This window comes from Mesorhizobium sp. WSM4312, assembly GCF_002294875.1.
Lineage (GTDB): Bacteria > Pseudomonadota > Alphaproteobacteria > Rhizobiales > Rhizobiaceae > Mesorhizobium.
In genome coordinates this window covers 92,446-109,503 of sequence record NZ_NSFU01000016.1, presented here as the reverse complement: position 1 = coordinate 109,503, position 17,058 = coordinate 92,446, and the positions used below count along the sequence as shown (strand labels likewise).

Annotated in this window: 11 protein-coding genes and 4 pseudogenes; 7 read left to right on the top strand and 8 right to left on the bottom strand. The window is 59.4% G+C overall.

The features are described 5' to 3' along the window. Positions 1 to 412: 412 nt before the first annotated feature. Complete coding sequence (locus tag CK228_RS25845; RefSeq protein WP_095769043.1) at positions 413 to 1,888, top strand: NAD-dependent succinate-semialdehyde dehydrogenase; 1,476 nt, start codon at positions 413 to 415, stop codon at positions 1,886 to 1,888. A gap of 784 nt (positions 1,889 to 2,672) precedes the next feature. On the opposite strand, the gene CK228_RS25840 is transcribed toward CK228_RS25845, so the two are convergent. Beyond that, a complete protein-coding gene (locus tag CK228_RS25840; protein ID WP_224570032.1) occupies positions 2,673 to 3,188 on the bottom strand; it encodes a DUF2285 domain-containing protein in 516 nt (171 codons plus the stop codon). 793 nt (positions 3,189 to 3,981) lie between these two features. On the opposite strand from CK228_RS25840, the gene CK228_RS25835 reads away from it, so the two are divergent. Together CK228_RS25835 and CK228_RS36395 are read left to right on the top strand one after the other, a co-directional pair. Further along, entirely contained in the window at positions 3,982 to 4,437 is a 456-nt protein-coding gene (locus CK228_RS25835; protein ID WP_256748481.1) for a transposase, read from the top strand. A gap of 880 nt (positions 4,438 to 5,317) precedes the next feature. Beyond that, positions 5,318 to 5,446: a hypothetical protein gene (locus tag CK228_RS36395; RefSeq protein ID WP_135907184.1), complete on the top strand. Its 129-nt coding sequence runs from the start codon at positions 5,318 to 5,320 to the stop codon at positions 5,444 to 5,446. Here CK228_RS36395 and CK228_RS25820 read toward each other — a convergent pair. From CK228_RS25820 to CK228_RS36005, 3 genes and pseudogenes are all read right to left on the bottom strand, one after another. Further along, the gene (locus CK228_RS25820; protein WP_063169279.1) at positions 5,412 to 6,041 is read right to left on the bottom strand and encodes a hypothetical protein; all 630 of its coding nucleotides are present in this window, start codon (positions 6,039 to 6,041) and stop codon (positions 5,412 to 5,414) included. The two genes, CK228_RS36395 and CK228_RS25820, sit on opposite strands and share 35 nt — an antisense overlap. A gap of 192 nt (positions 6,042 to 6,233) precedes the next feature. Further along, positions 6,234 to 6,547, bottom strand: a pseudogene (locus CK228_RS25815) (ATP-binding protein); the annotation flags it as partial. A 10-nt stretch (positions 6,548 to 6,557) separates the two neighbouring features. Next, positions 6,558 to 7,091 (bottom strand): annotated as a pseudogene (locus CK228_RS36005) (IS21 family transposase); the annotation flags it as partial. 516 nt (positions 7,092 to 7,607) lie between these two features. On the opposite strand from CK228_RS36005, the gene CK228_RS34975 reads away from it, so the two are divergent. Further along, a complete protein-coding gene (locus tag CK228_RS34975; protein ID WP_126066776.1) occupies positions 7,608 to 7,967 on the top strand; it encodes a hypothetical protein in 360 nt (119 codons plus the stop codon). A 569-nt stretch (positions 7,968 to 8,536) separates the two neighbouring features. Here the strand turns inward: CK228_RS34975 and CK228_RS25805 are convergent. Both CK228_RS25805 and CK228_RS25800 read right to left on the bottom strand, forming a co-directional pair. Then, positions 8,537 to 9,853: a HipA domain-containing protein gene (locus CK228_RS25805; RefSeq protein ID WP_063169281.1), complete on the bottom strand. Its 1,317-nt coding sequence runs from the start codon at positions 9,851 to 9,853 to the stop codon at positions 8,537 to 8,539. After that, positions 9,843 to 10,181, bottom strand: coding sequence for a helix-turn-helix transcriptional regulator (locus CK228_RS25800; RefSeq protein ID WP_063169282.1), 339 nt, complete (start codon positions 10,179 to 10,181; stop codon positions 9,843 to 9,845). The genes CK228_RS25805 and CK228_RS25800 overlap by 11 nt, the downstream gene beginning before the upstream one ends. Before the next feature lie 611 nt (positions 10,182 to 10,792). Between CK228_RS25800 and CK228_RS35455 the strand changes: the two are divergent. After that, positions 10,793 to 11,289: pseudogene (locus CK228_RS35455) on the top strand (aldehyde dehydrogenase family protein); the annotation flags it as partial. A 512-nt stretch (positions 11,290 to 11,801) separates the two neighbouring features. Here CK228_RS35455 and CK228_RS25780 read toward each other — a convergent pair. Then, positions 11,802 to 12,262: pseudogene (locus CK228_RS25780) on the bottom strand (OB-fold nucleic acid binding domain-containing protein); the annotation flags it as partial. A 307-nt stretch (positions 12,263 to 12,569) separates the two neighbouring features. Beyond that, a complete protein-coding gene (locus CK228_RS25775) occupies positions 12,570 to 14,501 on the bottom strand; it encodes a potassium transporter Kup (protein ID WP_063169287.1) in 1,932 nt (643 codons plus the stop codon). A 975-nt stretch (positions 14,502 to 15,476) separates the two neighbouring features. Here CK228_RS25775 and CK228_RS25770 point away from each other — a divergent pair. Then, positions 15,477 to 15,755, top strand: a complete 279-nt coding sequence (locus CK228_RS25770; protein WP_063169289.1) for an AlpA family phage regulatory protein — start codon at positions 15,477 to 15,479, stop codon at positions 15,753 to 15,755. Then, complete coding sequence (locus CK228_RS25765) at positions 15,752 to 16,384, top strand: hypothetical protein (protein WP_063169290.1); 633 nt, start codon at positions 15,752 to 15,754, stop codon at positions 16,382 to 16,384. Before CK228_RS25770 ends, CK228_RS25765 begins: the two co-directional genes overlap by 4 nt. Positions 16,385 to 17,058: the final 674 nt, after the last annotated feature.

The window sequence follows — 17,058 nt, the reverse complement described above, 5'->3', positions numbered from 1 at the left end:
AACTCATCTCACCTTCCTTCTTCATCGGGGCTTCTCGTGGGAAGAGCGAATGTGGAGGCCCGTGGGCCAAGCAGATCATGCAGACGCGCGGAGTCGTTTTCGCCGACCTTGCGCGGCATTGGCGGTCCGGCGGCCTCTCGCCGAAATGGCGCTCCTCAGCATGTATGCCGCCTTTTTGCAGAATTCAGTCGCATGCCACCAGCAGGCATGGTGGATGAAGCAAACATCCGACTGCTTAATCCATCAATTGATGAACCGCGGGCACTCAAACTAACGAAACTGCTGTCTTTTCATCGGGCTAGCGTGGTCTACCAGCTGCTTTGCCGAGGCCCTACGACGAACCCACTGGTGCAGAATACACACTGACGGCCTGTCGACCTGGATGTTCGCTGCGTTGAGGAGGAATCCGGTATTGCCCCTGTGCCTGCCGATGATCCGCCGTCTGAAATCCCCGCACCTGTTTGGAGCCATCGACCGCCTGCCGGCACTCGGCAGACCAGTTGGCAATAAGACGTTCGAGGTCGTCAATCCGTCGACCGGCGAAGTTTTGGCAGAGCTTCCCGATATGGGCGTGGAGGAGACACGTGCTGCGGTAGACAAGGCCTATGTTGCGCAGTCGGGATGGGCCGCGTTGACGGCCCGAGAACGTAGCGACGTTCTTTGGCGATGGCATCAGCTGATCATCGACCATGCAGGCGATCTCGCCGCGATTCTGACTGCGGAAATGGGCAAGCCGCTTGCCGAAGCCATTTCAGAGGTATCGCATGCGGCGGCGTATCTGCAATGGTATGCCGAGGAGGCCAATCGCGTCTATGGCGAGACGATCTCGGCACCCTCGACAGACCGCCGAATGCTAGTGATCAAGCAGCCCATCGGCGTTGTTGGCACGATCACGCCATGGAATTTCCCGGCCTCCATGGTGGCGCGCAAAATCTCGCCGGCCTTGGCTGCGGGCTGCACAATCGTGCTCAAGCCCGCTGAACAGACGCCGCTCGTGGCTGGCGCAATGTTCGCCCTCGCCCATCAGGCCGGCTTTCCCGATGGCGTGGTCAACCTGATCTATGCGTCCGAAGGTGATCGCGTGGGCCGTGAACTCTGCACCAATTCCAAGATTCGAAAGATCAGCTTCACCGGTTCGACCGAGGTCGGACGGCTGCTGATGCGTCAGTGCTCTGACCAGATCAAGAAGGTCAGCCTTGAACTCGGCGGCAATGCACCTTTCATCATCTTCGATGATGCCGACATTGACGGTGCTGTTGACGGTGCGGTCCAGGCGAAGTTCCGCAATGCCGGCCAGACCTGCGTTTCCGCGAACCGCATTTACGTCCAATCGAGCGTTCACGATGAGTTCGTCAAGAAATTCGTGGAAAGAATCCGGCACTTGTCGGTTGGCGACGGATTCGATGCCGGAGTGGACATCGGACCGCTCATCGACAAGCATGCTCTGGCCAAGATCGAGTCTCACGTCGCAGATGCCATTGCGAAAGGCGGCACAATACGATGCGGGGGCCAGCGTATCGGCAAGAATGGCACGTTTTTCGAACCCACGGTCCTCACCGAGATTTCCAGCGTCATGGCAGTCGCGCAAGAGGAGACATTCGGGCCGCTCGCGCCGATCATTCGCTTCAACGATGCGGATCAGGTCGTGCGCGAGGCCAATGACACGATATACGGCCTCGCCGCATACTTCTATGCCTCAAACCTGAAGCGGGTCTGGCGTGTGGCAGAGGCTCTGGAATATGGCATGGTTGGCATCAACACGGGACGCATGTCCTCGGAGGCGGCACCGTTTGGCGGGATCAAACAATCCGGCATCGGGCGGGAGGGTTCCCGTCATGGCCTCGAGGACTATCTGGAAATGAAATATCTTTGCATGGGCGGGATTTGAAACCTGCTGCACTGTCTCTCCGCCCCACCGGGGGGCGGCCTGCGGTCAATGCCGCCACCTAATTGGAAGTTCCAAACGCCGTTGACCTGAAACACGGATGCCCGGCAGGAGACTGAGCTCGCTGTCGGGCCGGACATGCCTTGGGAGGGCATAAGTCAGCGCTCCTAGGGCCGATGGGCCACTCAGTTCGTGCGCCTTTTGCCGATTGCGTTGCATGTGCCGTGCCAAGCCAAAAAGCATTGATAAACCGCCGATGGATCAGCTTTTGCCCTGTTGCGCATTCTACATTGTGGGATATGCGACAATGCCCAAGCGGTTGAATCGTCGTGTTGCAGAACCCCAGACGGGTCATGACTGCTATTCTTAGGACAGTGCGCAGCAAGCCGCTACTCGCTGCACTCCAGGCACACCATTTCCATAATCAAGCGGTGGGTGCTATGTTGACCGAGCTGTCGACCAGGGAACGGTGTGAGGCCTCAGATCCCTCCATATTGTTGCACCCGCCGGTCCAACAGGACTGCAGGTCCGGCCTCAAAGGATCTTGGCTGCTATGGCGACATTGCGGTGCACGCCGCTTTCCGACCAATGATGTGCGTCCAGGTCGAGGCCGGCCCTAATGAACCACCGCCTTGGCACCCTCGCCCATCTCATTTCGGCATCGACAAGCTAGACCAGAGCGCACTTGCAAGGCGCCATGCAGTCCTGTCGGCGGGCGAACTGTTGGTGACGGGTACAGCTGCGAGCGAACGTTCATCCACCGACGCACAGCGCGGACTGTCGCTTTTCAAATTAGGAAATCTCTGTAGCCACCATTCATGAGCGCGCGGCCACGCGAGACGGCCCGACGGATGCGGTCGCGCAGATGATCGCGAGGATCCGCCCAGTCGGCATGGACGCGCCGTTGACCGATGAGAACTTCGGCGAGCTCGCGATGAGGTGCTCCGGCGAGCGAACCGTCGAGCGCACGAAGAACGAAGGACAAACGAACGCCGCGCTTTTCCGGCGCAAACAAGCGGGGGGGCAACTGTTGCCCTAGACTGAGAGCATTGAGGCACTCCAGTCCCCTCAGTCGATGCTTTAAAAGCACCGCGGGCCAGATGGCTTGCGTATGCAGGCAAACAGGGTGGAGGATATTCGCGCCCGAGACGGCGAGCTGCAGCGCGTGGTCCGCATTGCGAAGAAGAACATGCTGGCTCTTGTCGGGCGCCAGCAGGACGATTGCACGACAGGGCAATGCCGAGAGTTCGAACGGCGGTGTCGGCGACGAGGCAGGCAACCGTTCCGCAATGACCGGCAGCACATGGACGCACCAGAGCGGACACCAGAATACGACCGAAGCGCGGCCACAAGACTCCGCGAAACAGAACACCCCAGCGTGACAGGTCGCCGGCCGACGCGACCATATCGAGAAAGGATTGGAGAGACCAAGTCTTGCAATGCTGGCGCGCAGCGGTCAGATCGCGCTGGAACGCTGGATTGCGGCGTAAGAACTCCCAAGCCCACTCCCGCAGCGTCAGGCCAGCGGTGTAGTCGTATGATCTTTCATCCCGCCAATCGGCCTGATCCGCGCCAGTCAGGAGATTCATGACTGACATCCCCTGCCCGCGCCTGCGTGCGTCGAAACATTATGCCACTTCGCAAAGCATCGGCGAAGGCAGCAGACGTCGAAGACCCCGTTTCGTTGAAGCGTCAGCCATCGCCACTGTCGGCGACAGAAGATGTGCCCAAATTGCCACCAGACCGTCGAACTGGCACAGCGACGGCCAGCGCGACCTGGAATTGATCCCGTAACGGTCATCGGCTCCTGCGTCGCGATCCAGACGTCCCTTGAAGGCGCAGTAGCGCGGCAGTGGATCGCACGCTGCTTGTCGGCAAGTTGTCGTAGCGGCGGCGCCATAGGCACGGTCATCGGAGGGTCTCCTGCGGCAAGCTTTCGCCATTGGAGGCCAATCTCCCCGCTAGGGCAGCCTGTGCAGTTGCACAGGTGAAGCGGATCAATCAGGGGGAGCCATGGCGGAAACTGGATGATGGCGGCTTGAGGAGAGCGGCGTATCGAGGCGGGTGATGAAGCCTGCCAGTACCTCTCAAGGAGAGTGATACGCCATGAACGAGACTATCAACACATTGTTCGCCTTCGTCAGCCCGACGAAATCGATGATACCCTGACGGATGTACTTCGCAGCGGCGCGCGCAAATTGCTTGCGCATGCGATCGAGATGGAGGCCGAGGCGTATGCCAAGGCGGTCGACTGCCTGACGAAAGATCATATTGCGTCGCTGGCGCTCTACGATTTCCCCGCCCAACACTGGGATCATCTGCGAACGTCCAATCCCATCGAAAGCGTCTTTGCAACCGTTCGCTATCGCACGGTGCGTACCAAGGGCTCGCTATCCTCGAAAACCGCCCAGCTGATGGTCTTCAAGCTGTTGGCCGCGGCCAGGAAGTGGCGACGATTGAAAGGACAAAATCAGTTGCCGAAACTCATCGCAGGTGCCAGGTTCCTGGACGGAATCCAGGTCATCGAAACGAAGCCGCAGAGCGCCGCTTGATCAGCCTCGTCACCCAAATTCCAGCATAGCTCCATCGGAACTGCCAGCCTTCCTTGCCGATCAGGCGCATATCAGCGCTGACGATACCGAGGACGGCGATGGCGGTCACCTCCAGGCCGCCGAGTAACGACCCTCAAAACACCGCACTGGTCGAGGCCAGCCTGAACCGGTATCTTGTGCCTGCCCTCGGGAGTCGCTCTATCCACCATGTGATCGACACCGACATTGCTAACATCACCAAGAAGATCGTCGCCGGGGGTCACCCGCAAGCGGCTAACACGGCCTTCTGGTGTATGCGGGCATTTTTCAACTGGTGTCGCAAACCGCCGCAACGGCTCATCCGCGGTTTCCCCGCGAGGGATTGGAAAATCCGGATCCGGCCCCGATCGTCAAGCGCAAGCGAGTGGTGAACGATGCCGAACTGGCGGCTATATGAACGGGCTGTGAGCCCGAACCGGGCGATATCGGCTATTCGTTCGGCTCCATCGTCAAGCTGCTCATTCTGACCGGACAGAGGCGTACGGAAGTTGCCGCGATGCGTTGGTCCTCAACCTTGAAGCCGGAACATGGAACTATCGGGTGACCGCACGAAGAACGAAGAGCCTACGCTTATTCCGCTGTCCACACTGGCGGTGTCGGTCCCCCAGACGGTACCGAAGACCAATGACACGTTTTTTTCCCTGCGAGGGGCAACGAAAGAAGCCACTTCTCAGGCTACGCGAAGGGCAAGAAGGCTCTAGACGGCAAGGTCAATACTGACGGGGTGGCTTTGGAGAACTGGACCCTTCACGATCTGCGCAGGACGCTCGCGACAAATCTCGGCAGGCGGCAGGTATTGCCACACGTCATCGAGCACATACTGAATCACAAGGCGGCGTCCTTGACAGACATTGGCGAAATCTACAATCTCTATAGCAACGTCAAGGAGAAGCGCGAGGTGTTGCAGATGTGGTCAAATCACATCGAATGGCTGATCAAGCAGGCTGCGGATGACGCTCTGGCGGCGTAGCTGCTGGCATGGGCGGAAGATGCGGCGCAACAATCGTCAGAGCCTCATCGAATTGGAGAGCATGCTTGACCAGCAAATGCGCGGCCAATGCTTCGATGGCCGACCAGTGATCGAGTACTAGCCGGGCCGTGCAATCTTCGATCCGCCCCCAATCGGGGCGGCGCGGCATCAGGAACCGCAACTCACCATAGATTCGCTTGGCATCCGCGTAGTCGCTGCTCCCCTCATTCCCATCGGACGCATTCATCGCCATATCGCGCGGGTCCAGATAGCCTTCGAATGCGGATTCTGCAAAAGGACCTGCCAGACACGCAACTATCTCCCGGATCGCATCATCGCGTTCCAAACATCGATCCATATCGTCCTCGAAAATCGGCTTTCGCTTCGAGGTGAATCCTTGCGCTGAATAAAAACCCGCGCCTTCGACAACACCACCGCACTCTCCGTCACCGACGTCGGGGTAAATACTAACACTTGAGAAAGCAGGGAGTTCACGGTCGTCGTCGAACGTCTGACGGTGCAAAACGATGGCGGCCACCGCGTGCCCGGCTTCGTGATGCGCCACAAGCGGCAGATATTGGGAGGCTACATTCATGCGGTGCGGCTCTCAGGTCTAGTTTGCTTTTGCGCATAGGACCGCAATTGTCGTGCCAACTGGGAAAATCGTTTCGGGCAATGCGATCGCTCCGATAGCGTTGCGTCTCCTGTCTGACATTGTTGGGAAGTCGACACGCGCCCGTCGCAATGCGGTCGACCTTCCGCGCGAGTTGGGTGACCCGTGAAGGCGGCCGACCAGGACGATGTTGCGCTGATCGGCGACGAAGGCGCGGCCGGGCGAGATCGCGCATCAGGGGGTGACCGGCGTGTCGGCGAAGTCGAAGTCGTCGATGTCCTTGGCCAGCGGCAACTTGGCGACAGCGAACTGGTATTTGATGGAGCGGGCCTGCTTCTCCGATATCTCGGCCTGCAAGAGATCACCGACAATCCTGGGCGGCTCGTGCCGTCGCTTGATGGCGACGCGCCCATGATCTCGTCATAGGCTCTGCGCATTCCGTAGAGCTTCAGCGCTCCCATCAGTTCCAGTACCTCGGTGCGTTCCATGGCTGTTTGTCCTCCTGAGACTGTCATAGCGGGTGCAGTCGGCGACCGCTCGTGAGCTAGCTTCAGCGCTTGGGGAATGGAAAGGATCGTGCCCGGCGCCGGATCGCGGCTGCGGGCCAGGATGTTGAGGATCACCGGCGCCGACGATGCACCGTGCTCGATGGCTTCCTGACAGGCGGCCTCGACCGCGCTCAATCCGTCGGTCAGCACCCAGGTGAGGATCAACACCATCTGCCGGTCGACGTCATCAACCGCCTTGAGCTGCGCCGCACCTTCTCCATTGCCGACCGCACGACCCAGCCAAGGAACGGCGCGCGCCGTGTGCCAGGGATCGTAGGCGACCTCGTTGCGGCCAAAGGAGCGAACGTGTTCTCCCACGACCACGCCATCCTCTGGCGGATGCGATCCGATCGACATAAGCATGGATCTCGATGGGCCGACCGACGGCACTCGACAGCACCGAGTATTTGTTGTTGTCGAAGCGCACCGTGCAGGTCTTCGACACCGACGGGGGAATGCAATGGAAGCCGTCGAAGCGACCGGCAGCCGCTCCCGCTGCGGCTTGGCCGCATTCGCCGACAGCAGCCGGTCCCGCGTCTCACGCCGAGCTCCCATGCGGGGATAGGGCTGGTGCTTGCGCTCGTAGCGGAACTGCGTCTCCTCAGAACGCAGGACCTTGCGCACCACCTTGCGCGAGATCTTCAGCTCACGGCAGATCGCTTTGATCGACTTCCCCTGGACCAGCGACAGCCGACGTATCTTTGCAATCGTCTCTAAAACCAACATCCAAAACACAAATGCCTCCGATCAAGCCGGAGGCATCTTGATGACCCCATCGTTAAGGGGTCCCGTTTGGACGAAAATCACCCTTTAAACAGGGTCCCCATTCCACGAAAAATCAATGCACTACCTTCCAAAGCTGCGAGAGATCGCCACCGACCGCTTTGAAGGGGCTTTCGGCGGTCTCGTCAGCGAGGTTGTGGCATGAAGAAACATCAATCCACAGCATTGGGCCGAAGCATGCCACGGGCTCATGCCGCGGGAGAGCGGGAAGATATTCTTGAAAGAAGAAGCGGTCTCCGACATCAATACCGACAGGATGGGCAGCTTTCTCACATCACTTGAGGTCGAGCGTGGCAGTTGCGACCCGCAATGCAAGGCTGGCGGCGATGCATGCCTTTGCGCGGTTCCTGATTTCGGAGCACCCCGAATATTAGGATACGCTGCAACTGGTGGTGACACTTCCCTTCAAGAGGGCGCGTGGGTGGCACCTGTCGAATATCTCGATGAGCCCGGAAATCAAGAGCGTCCTGGCGCGTATCGTCCGCCGCACGCCTTCTGGACAGCGGGATTACGCTCTGTTTTCGCTGATGTTCAATACGGATGCACGAGTTCAGGGATCCTGAATCTTCGATTGTGACCTTCGTCTGGTATCGCCCTGTCCCGCCGAGCAAAGCAACGACCGCCCCACACTGCTCACCCGGTTCGGTGTTCCATACTTGCTGCGCACACATGGCTGCGGGCGAAGGAACCACCATGGCGGAAAAAAGCATCCATCATCGCCCTTTGCGGGACACGACGGCCATCCACCTCGTCAAGGCGGGTGTTGACATCGCCACCATCAGTCGATGGCCAGGCCACTCGGGCTGAACTAACGATGCGCTACGCCCAGGCCGGTATCGATATGAAGCGGCAAGCGCTCGAACAAGGCTTCCCCGACGTGATGTCATCGGCAAAAGATCAGACGATCATCGCTTTGATGGCTGGATGTTTGGCTGGCTGCACCGCTTGTAGACGCTCAGTTATGTGGAGTTGTATCGCGGGAAGTCGCGCGTCTTGGGCTTTTGCGGTGTCAGCTCCACATCTCTCCGCAGTGCACGTTGTCACTGTTGAAGAGCCGTTTGTTCAATCTTCGTCCTGGCACGGCAAGGGTTGTCGATATTGTGGGCGTCTTGCGCTTGCCGAGCTTGTCCGAAATCCAGCGCCGGATCAGGCGTGAACACTGTTGCGTAGTTCGTCAGCCAGAGCGCGGAGAACGTCGGCGCTTCCTTCCAGCGCCGTAAAAGCGTAGGGATTGAGGAACTGTCGGCCCCAGAACAGATTGCGATCTGTGCCGGATAGCGTAGCTTCCTCGCTGACACGCGGCCAATTCTCCGCAATGCATCGGAGCTGGCCTTCAACAATCGCAAGAGCTTCCGGCGCGCTGAGCAGGAAGTGATGCGCCGCTTCAAGGCAGGACGCTATCCGGCTCATGCGGTTATTGCCGCTGATGAGCATGGCCTGGCTGGCCTCCTGGCCACTGCGGGCCTGCGGACAAATATCGTACGCAGGCGTGAGGGTGAGCTTAGCGCCGTCCCAGAATGCCGCATGGTTGCGGGCATGATCGTCGGTGTTGCCGCAAAGTATGTTGAAGACAATGCGGCTGAACAACTCGCGCAGAGTTTCCGACGGCGCGGTGAATCGGTGGCGAATGATCTCCGCCAAATCCTGGTAGCTGGCGTAACGCGCCATCATCTCATCGAGCGCGAGCATCGTCAGCGCTGAGACCATGGATTTGCGTTGCCAGCCGCCCGTGACCTTGATCCGGTCGAATCGCTCGACGAGCAACACGTCGTTGCCTGCGGCGCGAACGAGCGAGACGGATGCCGCTCTGATGCCGCACAAGGCGGCAAGCCGCATGGCTATGAATTCTCCTTTGACGACGCTGTAAAGGTCGGCAGACGAGGAAAATTTCGCGACATGCTTGACGGCGTCACCCTCGATCAGCGCCTTTGGCCTTGCGCCGCCGATCGAGCTGCCGTGATGCAGCGCCTGATCTAATTCGGGGGTGAGCGGAATACCTTTCTCTACCCGCTCCGCCGATTGGACAAGCTCTTCGAGAGTGGCATTGGCCAGTGCGCGCGGCTCGTAATGCATTGGCGAAAACTGAAAATCGAGCGCGCCGATGCGGTCCGAGCCTGATTCCAGCAAGAACGTCAGTTCTGAAATATCGAGCCGCGCGATTTCATCGCCCTTCACACCGAATTTGCGGTTTAGGATAACCCGTCGTCCCCAGGCATCAGGGGCAGCATCGCGGATGCATCCCGGCATGGTTAGGCCAGGAAGCAAAGGCAATTCGCCTGCCTTCAGGGGCAGTTCCGGGAGATAAAGCGGGATCGCGCTTCCCAGTTCACGAAAGCTCCTGCCATAGTTGAAGCTGACGAGTCCGTCATGGGCATATAGCCGCCCGGCGACAACCGGCGCGGTCTCGCCCGGCAGCCAGACCCAGACATAGGCTTCGTCGTACTTGGGGACCTTAGAACTCATCGACGATCTGCTTGCCGGCCTTGTAGACGTGCTTCGGCAGCAGCGCGATGCGATCGTCCATGCGGCCTGTGAGGGCTGTGATGCCATTGCCGTCGGCATCGAACAGCTTCACACCGACAATGGCAGCAGCTTCGAACATCAGTCCGATTTCGACTTTGGGATCGCCCTTCTCGATGCGCTGCAGGGTGCTGCGTGAAACACCGATTCTCTCGGCTAACTCCTGTGCGGTTAACCGGTGCTGCATCCGGCCAAGCCGGATGGTCTTACCGAAAAGGCCAAGCGCTTCCATCGCGTAGCGCGAATAGGTGCGTTTATACGTTGCCTTCATTCGGGTCTCTGTGACCTATGCATGATCCATATCGCCTTCTTTCGAACTTTATATAGGTAATGTCACAGAGCGACTGCCAAAGTCAAGACTCCGTATCGCAAGCGTTACCCATCCGAACGAGGAAGGCGGATATTGCCGACGGCTCCTGCACAACCGGCCAGCTCTGCGCGTCTCGGGCGAGGCGGAGATCTGGCGCTGGATCGCGGACAGCCTTGAGACGCCTCGCATGAGTCATTCATGGGCGGTCCCTGGTGCGGGGCCGCGGCGCTCGACTGCTGGCCGACATTCTCGGCGGCGGGACCCGCATCCGGCTACACCAGCACTTTTCGACCGCATACGCGCCCAGCTTCTCTCCGAAATCATTGCCAATGAGCGCGAACCTCATGCGATCGCCGAGCTGGCCTGGCGGCGCGGAATCTACGCACGCATCCGTATTCGAGACCGCCCAAGGGAGGCTGACTAGCGTAACGCCCTCCGATCTAAGCGCCTTCCACAAAGCCGCTTTCGCACGCGACGGGCTGCATGTGGCGGTCGTAGGCGACATAGATGCCAAGCCCTGAGAGTAAGGCTCTACCAGCTGTTCGGCGATTTGCCTCAGAAACTGGCGCTTGCCGGCGCGAACCAGTGGTATCGCGAGGGCGAGCACGCCGAGCGCTTTTCCTCCGCCCTCCACTGACCACAGACCCGCACGCAACGAAGCCGCGCTCGATCTTATCGTGGCGTGGCTAGGTGCAATGTTTGCTCTCGCCATCAGGCCGGCTTTCCCGATGGCGTGGTCAACCTGATCTATGCGTCCGAAGGTGATCGCGTGGGCCGTGAACTCTGCACCAATTCCAAAGATCAGCTTTACCGGTTCGAACGAGGTCGGACGGCTGCTGATGCGTCAGTGCTCTGACCAGATCAAGAAGGTCAGCCTTGAAACCGGCGGCAATGCACCTTTCATCATCTTCGATGATGCCGACATTGACGGTGCTGTTGACGGTGCGGTCCAGGCGAAGTTCCGCAATGCCGGCCAGACCTGCGTTTCCGCGAACCGCATTTACGTCCAATCGAGCGTTCACGATGAGTCCGCCGAGAAATTGTGGAGAAGGTCCGGCACTTATCAGTGGTCCGACGTCTACTCCCGGAGCGAAGCCGTCGCCAACCCAAGATCGAGTCCCACATCGCAGATGATAATTCGATGCGGGGCCGAACGATAAATATGCATGCTTTGGCCACCCCGAGGCAGGGCTCATTGAGATGATCCGACCGCCTTGGAACAAAGATGGGGTAGAGCAGATGAAGCGTTGGCAGCGTGTCTCCATTCGACGCGAGCGCTTAGGATGGGATCACGATCATTCGCATCACGCGCAGCCGCAAGGGCGATGCCATGGCTACTTTGGAATCGTTGAAGTGGTTTGAGCCGGACAGTCACAAATACACCCGTTACGCCGCGGCTCAGGAAACGGGGCGGCGTCCGGCGGTGGAGGTGCTCGCTGACTTAAAAAGGGTGCGGGCAGTCGTTGCGCTTGAGAGCGACGACATTTGGGATCCGGCACGGGGTGACCTGCTGCCAATCGGCAGTTAACAGGGTCCGACAAAAGTGTGCACAACATGCTGCTGAAGTGGCCTCCGGAAGCGCTACCGGAAGTTACGCGTCTTGAACTTGATAGGGTCGATATGGTCATACTGCATCGACGATGTCGCGCCCCTTCGGCATGCCGCGCGGATCGATGCCCGATCCGCCGTGATGAGCCTCGTCCCTCGGCCGTGCGGCAACGGAAACGGCGTCTTGCGGTTTCCCACGCTGGCCAGCCCGGCCGACAGATCGGTCAGCTCGTGGGCGACGAGGTGCACCACCTCCTCTTCCGTCGGATGCGTCCGCGGACGCCGAGCATGGCCGAAGCAAGAAGCACGCGCCGGAATTTCTCGAGAGATCTTGACCCAGACGACGACGTTTGCCGCACCCGTCTCATCCTCCAGAGGAACATGAAGCCTTTGGCCGAGCCCGGCCGCTGCCGGACCAGCACCAGGCCGGCGGCCTCGAGCCAGCTTCTGCCTCGCGCCTGCATAGCATCCTGACAGGTCACGGTGCGGCGCCGGTTAGGCGGCACGCCGATTTTGGCAACGCTAGCCTGTGAACTGAAGAATGAAGGTCGGACTTGCGGCACATCGATTAGGTTCAAATGATAAGTTGCTGCCCGGCGAGGTCGTTTCAGCGCATCTCGACTGGTGGGTCGGCAAGACAATGCGGAACGGAAATGATCGCAGGCGTAAAGGACGGCTTTCGGGGCCGGAAGCTTCAGGCCTGGAACCGGACCCCAGTTTGGCGCAAGCATCGTGGCCTCCGCCCGGTCAGGCATTCACCGGCTCGCGAAATGCCAATTGATTCTGCTTAACCGGGCATACCTAAACGGCCACTTGCGTTCCGATCTCGACCACACGTCCGGTCGGGATCTGGAAATACTCCGTCGCGTCGGCGGCCGTGCGCGCCAAGCCGATGAACAGCTTGTCCTGCCACACCGGCATGCCGGAGTTGGGTGACGCCTTGAGCGAGCGACGCGACAGGAAGAAGGACGTCGTCATGATGTCGAACTTCCAACCCTGCTTGCGGCAGATCGCCAGCGCACGCGGGATGTTAGGCTGTTCCATGTAGCCGAAGGTCAGTGTCACCCGCATGAACAGCTCATTGATCGTTTCCATCTTGATCCGCTCGCTGTCGGGCACCACGGGCTGCTGCGCCGTCACCACAGAGAGGATGACGTTCTGTTCGTGCAGCGCCTTGTAGTGCTTCAGGCTGTGCATCAACGCGGTCGGCGCACTGGCGGGATCGCTGGTCAGGAACACGGCCGTACCGGACACCAGCTGCGGTTTCTTCTTCAACAGATTGCCCGCAAGGAAATCGAGCGGAATCTGGTTCCTGCGCGTCTTGTCAAATAGATACCTGCTGCCTCTTATCCAAGTCCACATGGTCATCACGATCACTGCGGCAATGGCAAGCGAGGCCCAGCCGCCTTCGAATACCTTGACGATGTTAGCTGCAAAGAAGCCGGTATCGATGAAGACGAACACCGCCATTAAGGCTATCGCGACGCCGAGCGGCCATTTCCAGATGCGCGTCATCACAACAAAAAGCAGTATGTTCGTCACCAGCATATTGCCGGTCACCGAAATACCGTAGGCCGAGGCCAGCCGGCTGGATTCGCCGAAGCCGACCACCAGCAGCATCACCACCAGCGCCAGCATCAGGTTGATGCGCGGCAGATAGATCTGGCCCGACTGTTTTTCCGACGTGTGCTGGATGACGAAACGCGGCAGCATGTTGAGCTGTACCGCTTGCCTGGTCAGCGAAAAGGCGCCGGAGATCACCGCCTGGCAGGCGATCACGGTCGCCGCCGTGGCAAGCACGACCATCGGAATAAGCGTCCAGCCCTGGTTCATCTCGAAGAACGGATGACCGACAACGCCGCCATTTGCCAGCACGAAGGCGCCTTGCCCGACATAATTGAGCAACAGACAAGGGAACACGATCGCCAGCCAGGCGAGCACGATCGGCTTGCGGCCGAAATGGCCGAGGTCGGCGTAGAGCGCCTCGGCTCCGGTGACGGCGAGGAAGACTGCACCAACCGTAACGAAGGCGACGTCAGGCGAGTTGACCAGGAACGACACGATGTAATGCGGGCTGATTGCCAGCAGGATTTCCGGGTCGTCCATGATGTGGTTGAGCCCGGAAAGGCCGATGGCCAGGAACCACAGCGCGGTAACGGGTCCGAACACCAATCCTACGCCGCCGGTGCCAAACCGCTGTACCGCAAACACGATCGCCAGGATGGCCAGTGTCAGCGGCACCACATAGGGCTGGAACGTCGGCGTGACGACATTCATACCTTCGACCGCCGACAGTACCGAGATTGCCGGCGTAATGACGGCGTCGCCAAAAAAAAGCGCCGCGCCGACGATGCCGATGCCGATGCCGATGCCGAGGATCACCGCAGAGCAGGTCGGGAAACTGTTGCGCGCCAGCGCCATAAGCGACAGCACTCCGCCCTCGCCTCGATTGTCGGCGCGGAGCACGAACATGATGTATTTGATCGTCACGGTGATCGTCAGGGACCAGATGATCAGCGAGAGTACGCCGAGGATGTCGCCACGGCTGGCGACGTTGCCACCCGCTGATGCATGCAACGCCTCGCGAAATGCATAGATCGGGCTGGTGCCTATATCGCCATAAACGACACCTAGTGCGCCCAACATCAGCGCCTTGGTGCTGTGCTGCTCGACCTCAGAATGGCTCGATTGTTCGACAGGTTCTGCCTCGTTACCAGCATTGGTAAGGGCCATGGACGACACTCCGATAAGCGCGCGGTGCTCTACGCTTGCTGCACTGCAATATCAAGTTCCGTCACGTAATGTCTGCCGTCTCGCCTGTCGTTGCTCGCCTTGGTAGACTCGCCAGCCCGCAGCCCTACCGAGCAGCAATAGCGCCCCGGCAGAACCCTCAATCGCCCAGATCAATGAATGGTTATCGCCCACAGTGCCCCCCCGCGATGCGGCCGATGGCGACCAGGGTGTCGTGGGCGCACAAGGATGGCGCTTTCCTGATGACGCCGTGCTCCAGGTGTGATCGCACCGTTGCTGCGCAAGCCATTTACTTGCTCGTCCCAGCGAGGACCGTGGCCAACTGGAACGCAGGGCCACGCCGCTCACCGGCCGCACTTTGCGGCGCAGATAACGATTCGATCTCCGCGGCGAGATTCTGGTTGAAGAAGCCACCAAGCTTGTCGAAGGACACACGGTCGTAATATCGACATGCCAGTATCCGCAACCCAGAAAAGCTCCTTGGGCTCCGCTGCGCGCGCCACGAACAACCCGATCTTCTCTGCGAAGAGGACGCCGTAATCCTTCAGGTTGAAGCCAAACCGGGGGGCGGCCGTGACGTATGGGCGAAGGGCTAGGAGGCGGGTTCGGTGAGGAACGGCATTGATGTCCACGCCGTCTCCTGGAAAGACAGAGGAATGCGGTGTCACCGACTGGCGCCGGAGGTTGATCCGGTGATTAGGAGGAGCACTCGTTGTCGGATTCTCGACGATGTCGGACATCTGACACAACGCTGCCAGAGCGATCACGTTGTTCCGAAACGATTTTCCCAGTTGGCACGACAATTGCGGTCCTATGCGCAAAAGCACTGCGATGCCGCACCGACTGGAAGAACTCATCAATGATCACGCTTTTCGAACATGTGGGCGCCGCTACCAACACTAAGCGTTCCCGATCAAACGGAAGCCTCTATCCCTTCTTTCTGAAGGCTGTCCGGACATGAACGCATTTGATGTCCGTCCAACGCTGGATGCTCCCGACGACGATCTCTATCTTTGGCTTGAAGATGTGGAAGGCGAGCGGGCACTTGCCTGGGCCGCCGGCCAGTCGGCAAAGACCCTGAAGCACTTCAGTGGAACGCAGTTCGAGCGCGACCGCGCGACTCTGAAGGCAGGCCTGTTCCCTAAGCGGCGTCGCATCTCCCCCGGCCGAGTCGCATGGCTTGAATCCGATATCAGGGCTTGGATGGAAACTAGATCTGAGAGCCGCACCGCATGAATGTAGCCTCCCAATATCTTCTCCCGTCTGTGGCGCATCACGAAGCCGGGCACGCGGTGGCCGCCATCGTTTTGCACCGTCAGATGTTCGACGACGACCGTGAACTCCCTGCTTTCTCAAGTGTTAGTATTTACCCCGACGCCGGTGACGGAGAGTGCGGTGGTTTTGTCGAAGGCACGGTTTTCTATTCAGCGCAAGGATTCACCTCGGAGCTAAAGCCGATTTTCGAGAACGATATGGATCGACATTTCCAACGCGATGAAGCGATCCAAGAGATAGTTGCGTGTCTGGCAGGTCCTTTTGCAGAATCCGCATTCGAAGGCTATCTGGACCCGCGCGATATGGCGATGAATGCGTCCGATGGGAATGAGGGGAGCAGCGACTACGCGGATGCCAAGCGAATCTATGGTGAGTTGCGGTTCCTGATGCCGCGCCGCCCCCGTTGGAGGCGGATCGAAGATCGCACGGCCCGGCTAGTACTCGATCACTGGTCAGCCATCGAAGCATTGGCCGCGCATTTGCTGGTCAAGCATGATCTCCAATTCGATGAGGCTCTGACGATTGTTGCGCCGCATCTTCCGCCCATGCCAGCAGCTACGCCGCCAGAGCGTCATCCGCAGCCTGCTTGATCAGCCATTCGATGTGATTTGACCACATCTGCAACACCTCGCGCTTCTCCTTGACGTTGCTATAGAGATCGTAGATTTCGCCAATGTCTCCGGTGCGGGCTCACAGCCCGTCCATATAGCCGCCAGTCTGCTGCCTTCGAGTGGCCCATGTTGGCCGCGGCCAGGAAGTGGCGACGATTGAAAGGACAAAATCAGTTGCCGAAACTCATCGCAGGTGACGGTCTGGTGGCAATTTGGGCACATCTTGTGTCTCGTCGCCAGTAAACACGGATGCCCGGCAGGAGCTGAGCTCGCTGCCGGCGGAAATCGTAGAGCGCCAGCGACGCATTCTGATCTTTCGTCAGGCAGTCGACCGCCTTGGCATACGCCTCGGCCTCCATCTCGATCGACCTGAACCGGTATCTTGTGCGCCATCCGGACGATCTGGGAAAGCTTGGCCGGGCCGGCGCCTTCCCAGGCGCACGGGAAGCGCGACGACCCATGTGGACCTTGGATTTCACTCCGCACTTACGCTGCTTTGGCCTTGTCAGCAGCCTGAGCATAAAGCGTGCTCAGCTTTCAGGCCGAGCACTCATCCATTGTTGACAGCACCTGTCGTCATTCAGGATCGCCCCATTCTCGCAGGCCGCTTGCAGCTTTCAGGCTGTTGTCAGCCAGGGCCGCCATAAAGGGTC

Excerpts from the sequence above, each read along its gene's own strand:
- CK228_RS25820 (WP_063169279.1), bottom strand. The coding sequence starts at position 6,041 with ATGAATGTAGCCTCCCAATATCTGCCGCTTGTGGCGCATCACGAAGCC.
- CK228_RS25765 (WP_063169290.1), top strand. The coding sequence starts at position 15,752 with ATGAATGTAGCCTCCCAATATCTTCTCCCGTCTGTGGCGCATCACGAA.
- CK228_RS25775 (WP_063169287.1), bottom strand. The coding sequence starts at position 14,501 with ATGGCCCTTACCAATGCTGGTAACGAGGCAGAACCTGTCGAACAATCG.
- CK228_RS25800 (WP_063169282.1), bottom strand. The coding sequence starts at position 10,181 with ATGAAGGCAACGTATAAACGCACCTATTCGCGCTACGCGATGGAAGCG.
- CK228_RS25770 (WP_063169289.1), top strand. The coding sequence starts at position 15,477 with ATGAACGCATTTGATGTCCGTCCAACGCTGGATGCTCCCGACGACGAT.
- CK228_RS25805 (WP_063169281.1), bottom strand. The coding sequence starts at position 9,853 with ATGAGTTCTAAGGTCCCCAAGTACGACGAAGCCTATGTCTGGGTCTGG.